An 8,358-nucleotide genomic window follows, 5' to 3' on the forward strand; every position below is an offset into this window, starting at 1 on the left:
CTACTTCTGCTTCCCATAGTTTCATCACTTTTCCATTCCAGACTGTATAGGCGCTGGGCCATGGGTTTAATCCACGAATCAGGCGCTCAATGGATACTGCATCCATGGACCAGTCAATGTCTCCCATAGACTTTTTTATCATACCTACGTAGCAGGATTTGGAATCATCCTGGGGGATACGGATAGCCGTTTTGTCTTCCAGTTTATTTATGGTTTTTAATATAAGGCCGCCACCTAACCTGCTCAGTTTATCGTGAAGGCTTCCGAAGGTTTCCTTTTCATCCAAAGCAATGGCTTCCTGATCCAGCATATCTCCGGTATCCAGAATCTCCGCCATCATCATGGTCGTGACTCCGCTTTCTTTTTCCCCGTTAATGACCGCATACTGTAAGGGAGATGCGCCGCGGTACTTGGGAAGCAGAGAAGCGTGGATATTCACACAACCGTATTTGGGAATATCCAGAATGGACTTTGGTAAGAGCTGTCCGAAAGCGATCACTATGATCAGATCCGGTACCATATCTGAAAGAATTTTGACAAACTCCGGATCCCTTGCTTTAACCGGCTGGTAAACAGGGAGGTTGTATTCCATTGCTTTCTCCTTTACCGGAGTCATCTGGACTTCTTTCCCTCTTCCCTTTGGTTTGTCAGGCTGGGTAACTACCGCAAGGATCTCATGTCCGGCCTCTTGTATAGCCTCAAGAGCTGGAACGGAAAAATCAGGTGTTCCCATAAAAATGATACGCATAATTATTCTTCAACCTCTCCTTCTTCATCCTCATCCAGGGAGACATCCTCCAGCTCGCCTTCCACTTTGTCTACGTATAAATCACCGTTTAAATGGTCGCATTCATGACAGATTGCACGAGCTAAAAATCCTTCCCCTTCCAGTTCGAACGGCTCCATGGAAGCATCATAAGCCTTTACCCTTACGTAATCGGGCCTGGTAACCGTTCCGGATTTTCCGGGCACACTAAGGCAGCCTTCCGGCCCGGTCTGGCTTCCCCTTGTCTCTACGATGTCCGGATTAATAAGCACATACTGGTTTCCGTCATCTACATCTATAACTACGATCTGTTTTAAAATTCCCACCTGGGAAGCTGCAAGACCAACTCCATTTGATTCATACATGGTCTCAAACATATCTACGATCAGCTCGGTAATTCTTGGTGTGATCTCTTTTACAGGTTTGCAGTGCTTTCTTAAAATTTCATCTCCAATGGTTCTAATCTTTCTAATTGCCATTTTCCTTTATCCTCTCATTTATGAAAAATCATATTGAATCATCACCTGATCAAACAACTGCCGATGATTTTCTGAAAAAACATCGATCTGATCCCTGATTTTTATTAGTATATCATAGTTTTCCTGTTTCAAGTATAAAATTTTTCTATAGATATCATTAATTTTGTAAACGCTGGCATCTACCGGGCCGATGATCTGTACTGCTTCCTGTTCCGCAAGGGGGCCGATAAACCCGGCTGCCATAGCCGCTGCTTCTTTTAAACAGTCTTCCTGTCTGGAGGAAAACTGAACGGTTAGAAGGCCGCTTGCCGGAGGGTATTTCATCAGGCGCCGATATGCCATTTCCTGTTGGTAAAACGCCTCATAATCCTGATTTGCGGCAGTCGCAATGCTGTAATGCTCCGGACTATAGGTCTGAATGATCACGTCACCGTTTCGAGAATCCCGGCCGGCCCTTCCCGCCGCCTGGGTTAAGAGCTGGAAGGTCCGTTCTGCAGAACGGTAATCCGGGGTATTCAAAGATAAGTCTGCCGCCAGTACCCCAACCAGGGTTACATTGGGGAAATCATGCCCCTTTACGATCATTTGAGTGCCTATAAGGATGTCAGCCTCTCCTTCAGAAAAAGCGGTGAGTATCTCCTCATGTCCTCCCTTTTTTGAAGTCGTATCCAGATCCATTCGCAGGACTCTGGCTGCCGGGAACATCTTTTTTGTCATTTGCTCTATCTTCTGGGTTCCCACTCCGAAATTGGCAATGTAAGGAGAACTGCATGCAGGACAGCGGTCTGGCATGGGTATGGAATAACCGCAATAATGACAAACAAGACGGCTGTTATTATGAAGTGTCAGAGTCACGTCACAGTGAGGGCAGCGAATGGCTTCGCCGCAGGAGCGGCAGGAAACAAAATTTGCATAACCGCGCCTGTTGATAAACAGCATGGCCTGCTCCCGCTTCTCCAGCCGGTCCTGGATCAGTGCCTGTAAATTCCTGCTGAAAATGGATTTATTGCCTTCTTTTAGCTCCTGCCTTAAATCCACCACAGATACTGCCGCCAGACGGCTGTTTTTTTTGGCCCGTTCCGTCAGGCGGAAAAGCCGATATTCCCCCTGAAGGGCTTTTGTATAAGCTTCCAGGGATGGGGTCGCCGAGCCTAAAACAAGAGATGCCCCCTGCATGGAGGCCCTTTTCTCAGCCACCTCTCTGGCATGGTATCTTGGGGATACCTCACTTTTGTAAGCACCCTCATGCTCTTCGTCTATCAGAATCAGCCCAAGACGGGAAAAAGGAGTAAACAGGGCCGAACGGGGACCGATCATAATATCAATATCTCCGTTTCTTGCCCGTTCAAACTGGTCATACCGTTCCCCTGCTGACAATCTTGAATTGATGATGGACACCCGGTTCCCAAACCTTCCGTAGAAACGCAGGACGGTTTGGTAGGTTAAGGCAATCTCCGGAATGAGAACGATCACCTGCTTTCCATCCTCTATGACCCTTTGGATCAGTTCCATGTAAACTTCCGTCTTTCCGCTTCCAGTAATGCCGTGGATCAGATAGGTCTTTCTTACCGATTGGGAATAATCCATGCAAAAGCTGTCTACAATGGCCTGCTGTTCCCCATTTAAAACTACCTTGCTTCTTTCTTTTGCCTCTGTTTTAACGGGATTTCTGTAAACCTCTTCACGATCAAGGCTTACGTATCCTTTTTCTATAACCGGCTTTAAAGTAGCGGCAGAAAGGTTCATCTGGTTGGCTGCAATTTCGTATGGGATGACAGGATTTTCCATAAGCGCCTGAAAGAGGCGTGCTCTGGCCTTATATTTCTTTTTTTCCGCTTCCTCTAACGCATTGATAAGCTGAGTATGATCCAAAAGGCTTTTAAGCACCTTTTTTTCCTTTGGCTTTACCTTTTGCTTTACCGGAAGTACCGTTTTTAATGCCTGGTTCATGGTGGAGCCATACCGTTCCTTCAGCCACCATGCCAGGGAAATGAGCAGGGATTCTGCTGATACACCATCAGTTACGATCCCTGCTATTTCCTTAATTTTATCCGGATCATAATCCGCATGGGCGGCAATGCCGACCACGTACCCTTTCCGCATGGAATTTCCTTTTCCAAAAGGAATCAAAACCAGGGACCCTACAGCCACTTCATCAAGAAGCCCGGCCGGAATCCTATAATCAAAGGTTCTGTCAACTTTTTCATGGGAAATATCAATAATAATCCGGGCAAATCGTTCCGTCATTGTATTCCTCTTTTCTGCCCACTCTTTTGGGGCATAAAGGTACGCCTTATGCTACAAGAGCCATAGAAGGCTGTCAGGGCCGGTAAAATTTCTCCGCCACAGGGCCGAGATTCATGCTGTTGGAGCCCTTAAACAGCACGCAGTCCCCTTCCTTTAACTCCTTATTTAAATAAGATACCAGCAGCTCCGGTTCCATAAATTCTTTAACCGTGATTTGAGGGGCGTGTTCCTTCACCGCTCTGGCGATCTCCCCTGCCAATTCTCCTAAAGTAACTACCTCATATACCGGATGTTCTGCAATGTATTCTCCGATTTCATAATGGTATTCTGGGGATTTTTCTCCCAGCTCCTTCATATCAGCCAATACAGCGATCCTTCGTTCCGCCTTTGTTATAGAGCCCAAAACCTCCAGACCTGCTTTCATGGAAACCGGGCTGGCGTTATATGTATCATCAATGATGGTCATACCTGCCACATGATAGATCTGCTGCCGGTTCTTAAAGCCGGTGAATTCCTGAAGGCATTTTGTGGCTTCTTCCATAGGAATGCCGCACTCAGAAGCTACCGCAAGAGACACCATGGCATTTAACACGTTATGGCTTCCCATAACCGCCAGCCGTATAGGAACCTTCTTCTGGCCAAAGACTGCAGTAAAGGTCGGAAAGCCCTCCTCCAGATGGACATCCAAAGCCCTGTAATCACAGTTTTCCCCTGTTCCGTAATAGATGGTCTTACAGTCTTCTTTTGCCTTTGTTGTTTTTAAAAGCGGGTCATCCCCATTTAAAAACAGGATACCGCCTTCCATCAGGCCATCCTGGATGGTCATTTTTTCCCTGTAAATATTTTCTTGGGATCCCAGCTGCTCGATATGGGTTACTCCGATGTTGGTAATCACAGCCATCTGGATCTTTGCGATCCTGGCAATGACGGTCAGCTCTCCCGGCTCACTCATTCCCAGTTCAATGACTCCGATTTCATCCCCAGCCGAGATCTCCGATAAGGTAATGGGCACTCCCACCTGGCTGTTATGGTTTCCAGGAGTTTTATAAACAGAATAACGGGCCGACAGGGCGCAAGCGACCATTTCCCTTGTAGTGGTCTTTCCTACGCTTCCCGTAATTCCAACGAGGGGAAGTTTTAAACGGTCCCTGTAATAGCTCCCGATGGCCTGAAGAGCCTTTTTTGTATCCTCAACCCGGATCCAGGGCTTTGCAAAGTCCATGGCATCATGCTCGCTGGTAAGCGTCGCTGTTGCTCCATTGTCAAAGGCCTGCCCGATAAAGCGGTGAGCATCTTGTTTTTCTCCAATGATAGGGACAAACAGATCATTCCCCTTCATCGATCTGGAATCAATACTGATGTGCTCTAAAACTGTATTCTCGTTTCCGCAAAGAAGCCTTCCTCCTGTAGCTGAAAGTATTTCCTTTACTGTCATATTTACCATTGCTTCCTCCATTCCATCTACCGTGGAAATGCCGAAAGCCGCATATCCCTACGGCTTCCGGCATTTTATTTTTCGTTGTTCCTTCCTTTTAAGCTTCCTCTGAAAGCTGGGCATCCACCGCCTTTAAAACCTCTTCCCGGTCTGAAAAATGATGGCGGACTCCGTTCATCTCCTGGTAATCCTCATGCCCTTTTCCTATAATGGCAACCATGTCACCCGGTTCGGCATGAATGATGCTGTAGCGGATCGCTTCCCTGCGGTCCGGAATTTCTATGAATTTTCCTCCGGTCTTTTCAAGACTTCCTCGAATGTCTGCAATGATATCTTCCGTTTTTTCGTATCTGGAATTGTCCGCAGTGATAATCGTAAAATCTGCCAGACGTCCCGCACTGTCACCCATGGTAATCCGCCGGTCCTTGGAACGGTTTCCGCCGCACCCAAAGACGCAGACAAGGCGCTTCGGATGGTAATCTCTTAGAGTTGAAAGCAGACTTTCCATACTGACCGCATTATGAGCATAATCTACGATTACCGTACATTTCTCAGAGGCATATACGATTTCCATACGTCCGTTCACGTTTAGATGTTCCAGCCCATGGCAGATCTTCTCGTTCGGAAGCCCTAAAAAGCTTAAGACACTGACTGCAGCCAATGCATTGGCAACGTTAAAGCGTCCCGGAATATTCACCCGGACCGAAAGCTCAGAAGTTCCTTTGATGTCAAATTCCAGTCCCACGAAATCCGGTTGGGCGATGTATCGGATGGCTTCTGCTTTAAAGTCAGTTCCATCTTTCTCCATGGAGAAAGAATAAAGTTTGCAGGTGGCATCCTTTACCACTTCCTCCCAGTGCTCGTCATCACCGTTCATGATGCCCACTTTAGAGCAGCAAAAAATCCTGGATTTGTAAAAAAGGTATTCCTCAAAATCCTGGTGCTCATCCGGTCCGATATGATCAGGCGAAAGATTGGTAAACAGCCCATAATCAAAACAGATCCCGTCTACCCGGTGCATCTTAAAGGCCTGGGAGGAAACCTCCATCACCATATATTCGCAGTCAGCCTCCACCATACGGCTGAAGGCCTGGTGAAGTTCATAGGACTCGGGAGTTGTATTCATCGTAGGAGTTACTTCCTGGCCGATGACAATACCTGTGGTTCCGATCATTCCCACCTTTTTCCCGCAGGCTTCCAGAACTGTCTTGATCATGTGCGTGGTGGTGGTTTTTCCCTTGGTTCCGGTCACTCCAATGGTCACCATCTTTTCCGCCGGATAACCAAACCTGGCGGCTGAAAGTAAAGCCAGCGCCTCTCTGGCATTATGTACGAGAATGGCAGTTACGCCATCCGGGATCTTTGTCTTTTGTTCTACTACAAGGATCTCCACCCCGGCGTTCACCACCTCAGGGATAAATTCATGGGAGTCGGTTCTCGTTCCCTTCATGCAGACAAATACAACGCCCTTCCGGGCCTTTCTGGAGTCATAAATGACATCCTCTGCATCCACGTCCAGGCTACCCTGCAATACTTCATATTTTAAGTCCTTTAGCCATTCTATAAACTTCATTAAAACCTCCAAATCAGAATAATCCGGTGATTACTCCATCTTCATTTACGTCAATATTGTCTGCAGCCGGCTTCTTTGGAAGACCTGGCATTGTCATGATGGCTCCGGTCAGAATGACCACAAATCCAGCTCCGGCAGATACATAAGCATCCCGTACGTTAATGTCAAAGCCTTCTGGTCTCCCAAGCTTTGTCTGGTCATCGGATAAGGAATATTGTGTCTTTGCCATACACACAGGAAGGCTGCCAAAGCCCATTTCTTCAAATTTTCTTATGGCTTTTAAAGCTGCAGGAGCATAGGTCACCCCAGCCGCGCCATAGATCTCCCTTGCAATTGTGGCGATCTTATTTTCCAGTCCCATTTCATCAGGATAAATGGGTGCAAAATTGCTTTCTTTATGTTCCAGGGTATAAAGGACTTTTTCGGCCAGCTCTATGCCGCCCTCTCCTCCTTTTTCCCACACCTGGGATAAGGCGAATTCACAGCCTCTCTCTTCACAAAAACGTTTAACAAACTGGTGTTCTGCCTCTGTATCTGTGATAAAGGAATTTAAGGTAACAATGACCGGCACGCCGTATTTCATCATATTTTCAATGTGCTTTTCCAGATTGACAATCCCTTTTTCAAGAGCAGCCAGGTTTTCTTCTTTTAACTGGTCCTTAGGCACTCCGCCGTTGTATTTTAAGGCTCTCACGGTTGCCACCAGCACAATGGCATCGGGCTTTAATCCGGCTTTCCTGCATTTGATGTCCAGGAATTTTTCCGCGCCTAAATCCGCACCAAACCCAGCCTCTGTCACAACGACATCGGCCAGCTTTAAGGCTGTCTTCGTTGCACGAACACTGTTACAGCCATGAGCGATGTTTGCAAAGGGACCGCCGTGAACGATGGCGCCGGTGTGCTCCAGTGTCTGGATCAGATTGGGTTTTATCGCATCCTTTAATAAAGCCGCCATAGCCCCTACTGCGTTTAACTGAGAGGCAGTTACAGGCTCTCCAGCATAATTATATGCCACAATGATTCTTCCCAGCCGATCTTTTAAATCTTCCATATCATTTGAAAGGCAAAGGATTGCCATGATTTCCGATGCAACCGTAATTACAAAGTGGTCCTCTCTCACAAAGCCTTCTGCTTTGGAACCAAGGCCGACCACAACGTTTCTAAGAGCACGGTCATTCATGTCCAGGCAGCGCTTCCAAAGAATCTGACGGGTATCGATTCCCAGAGCATTCCCCTGATGGATATGATTATCTAACAGAGCTGCAAGCAGGTTATTGGCAGAAGTTATGGCGTGAAAATCACCGGTAAAATGAAGATTTAAGTCTTCCATGGGAACTACCTGGGCATATCCGCCGCCTGCCGCGCCGCCCTTAATTCCAAAGCATGGTCCAAGGGAGGGTTCTCTGAGGGCGATGATCGCCTTTTTTTCCATTTTCCCCAATGCCTGACCAAGACCTACGGTAGTGGTGGTTTTCCCTTCTCCTGCCGGAGTAGGATTGATGGCGGTTACCAGAACCAGTTTGCCATCCGGACGGTCCTTTACCCGCGCCCACAATTCATCCGTCAGCTTCGCCTTATACTTGCCGTAAAGCTCCAGCTCATCCTCACCGATCCCGTAGGATGCAGCCACGTCTTTAATAGGAAGCATTTTTGCCTCCTGTGCGATTTCGATATCTGTTTTCATTCTCCAATCCTCCTTCTATGTAAATAACACGGTTCTATATTATCGGACTTTACAGTATTTCCTCGAATTCCTCCAGGCTCATCAGTACCTTGCGTGGCTTGGTGCCTTCCTCTTCTCCTACTACTCCGGCTTCTGCAAGCTGGTCCATGATCCGGGCAGCCCGGTTAAAGCCGA

At 47.3% G+C, this 8,358-nt stretch carries 7 protein-coding genes; all 7 read right to left on the minus strand.

Annotated elements, in window-relative coordinates; all coding sequences use genetic code 11:
• Window positions 1–748 (minus strand): methionyl-tRNA formyltransferase (gene fmt, locus RT269_RS28205; RefSeq protein WP_313187701.1); only part of this gene is annotated, 748 nt, incomplete at its 3' end.
• Between the two features lie 2 nt (window positions 749–750).
• Window positions 751–1,245: a peptide deformylase gene (gene def / locus RT269_RS28210; protein ID WP_313187703.1), complete on the minus strand. Its 495-nt coding sequence runs from the start codon at window positions 1,243–1,245 to the stop codon at window positions 751–753.
• Window positions 1,246–1,263: 18 nt separating this feature from the next.
• Window positions 1,264–3,492, minus strand: coding sequence for a replication restart helicase PriA (gene priA, locus RT269_RS28215; protein ID WP_313187705.1), 2,229 nt, complete (start codon window positions 3,490–3,492; stop codon window positions 1,264–1,266).
• 73 nt (window positions 3,493–3,565) lie between these two features.
• Window positions 3,566–4,936 carry a UDP-N-acetylmuramoyl-tripeptide--D-alanyl-D-alanine ligase gene (locus tag RT269_RS28220; protein ID WP_313187706.1) on the minus strand — a complete coding sequence of 457 codons (1,371 nt, stop codon included), beginning with the start codon at window positions 4,934–4,936 and terminating at the stop codon, window positions 3,566–3,568.
• Window positions 4,937–5,024: 88 nt separating this feature from the next.
• Complete coding sequence (locus tag RT269_RS28225) at window positions 5,025–6,500, minus strand: UDP-N-acetylmuramoyl-L-alanyl-D-glutamate--2,6-diaminopimelate ligase (protein ID WP_313187708.1); 1,476 nt, start codon at window positions 6,498–6,500, stop codon at window positions 5,025–5,027.
• Window positions 6,501–6,513: 13 nt separating this feature from the next.
• Window positions 6,514–8,184 carry a formate--tetrahydrofolate ligase gene (locus tag RT269_RS28230; protein ID WP_313187710.1) on the minus strand — a complete coding sequence of 557 codons (1,671 nt, stop codon included), beginning with the start codon at window positions 8,182–8,184 and terminating at the stop codon, window positions 6,514–6,516.
• A gap of 49 nt (window positions 8,185–8,233) precedes the next feature.
• On the minus strand, window positions 8,234–8,358 hold a 125-nt coding region (locus RT269_RS30295), incomplete at its 5' end, for a DNA translocase FtsK (protein ID WP_313187713.1).

Origin of the sequence: Lacrimispora sp. (genome assembly GCF_032078915.1) — a bacterium.
Lineage (GTDB): Bacteria > Bacillota > Clostridia > Lachnospirales > Lachnospiraceae > Lacrimispora.

Excerpts from the sequence above, each read along its gene's own strand:
- def (WP_313187703.1), bottom strand. The coding sequence starts at position 1,245 with ATGGCAATTAGAAAGATTAGAACCATTGGAGATGAAATTTTAAGAAAG.
- priA (WP_313187705.1), bottom strand. The coding sequence starts at position 3,492 with ATGACGGAACGATTTGCCCGGATTATTATTGATATTTCCCATGAAAAA.
- RT269_RS28220 (WP_313187706.1), bottom strand. The coding sequence starts at position 4,936 with ATGGTAAATATGACAGTAAAGGAAATACTTTCAGCTACAGGAGGAAGG.
- RT269_RS28225 (WP_313187708.1), bottom strand. The coding sequence starts at position 6,500 with ATGAAGTTTATAGAATGGCTAAAGGACTTAAAATATGAAGTATTGCAG.
- RT269_RS28230 (WP_313187710.1), bottom strand. The coding sequence starts at position 8,184 with ATGAAAACAGATATCGAAATCGCACAGGAGGCAAAAATGCTTCCTATT.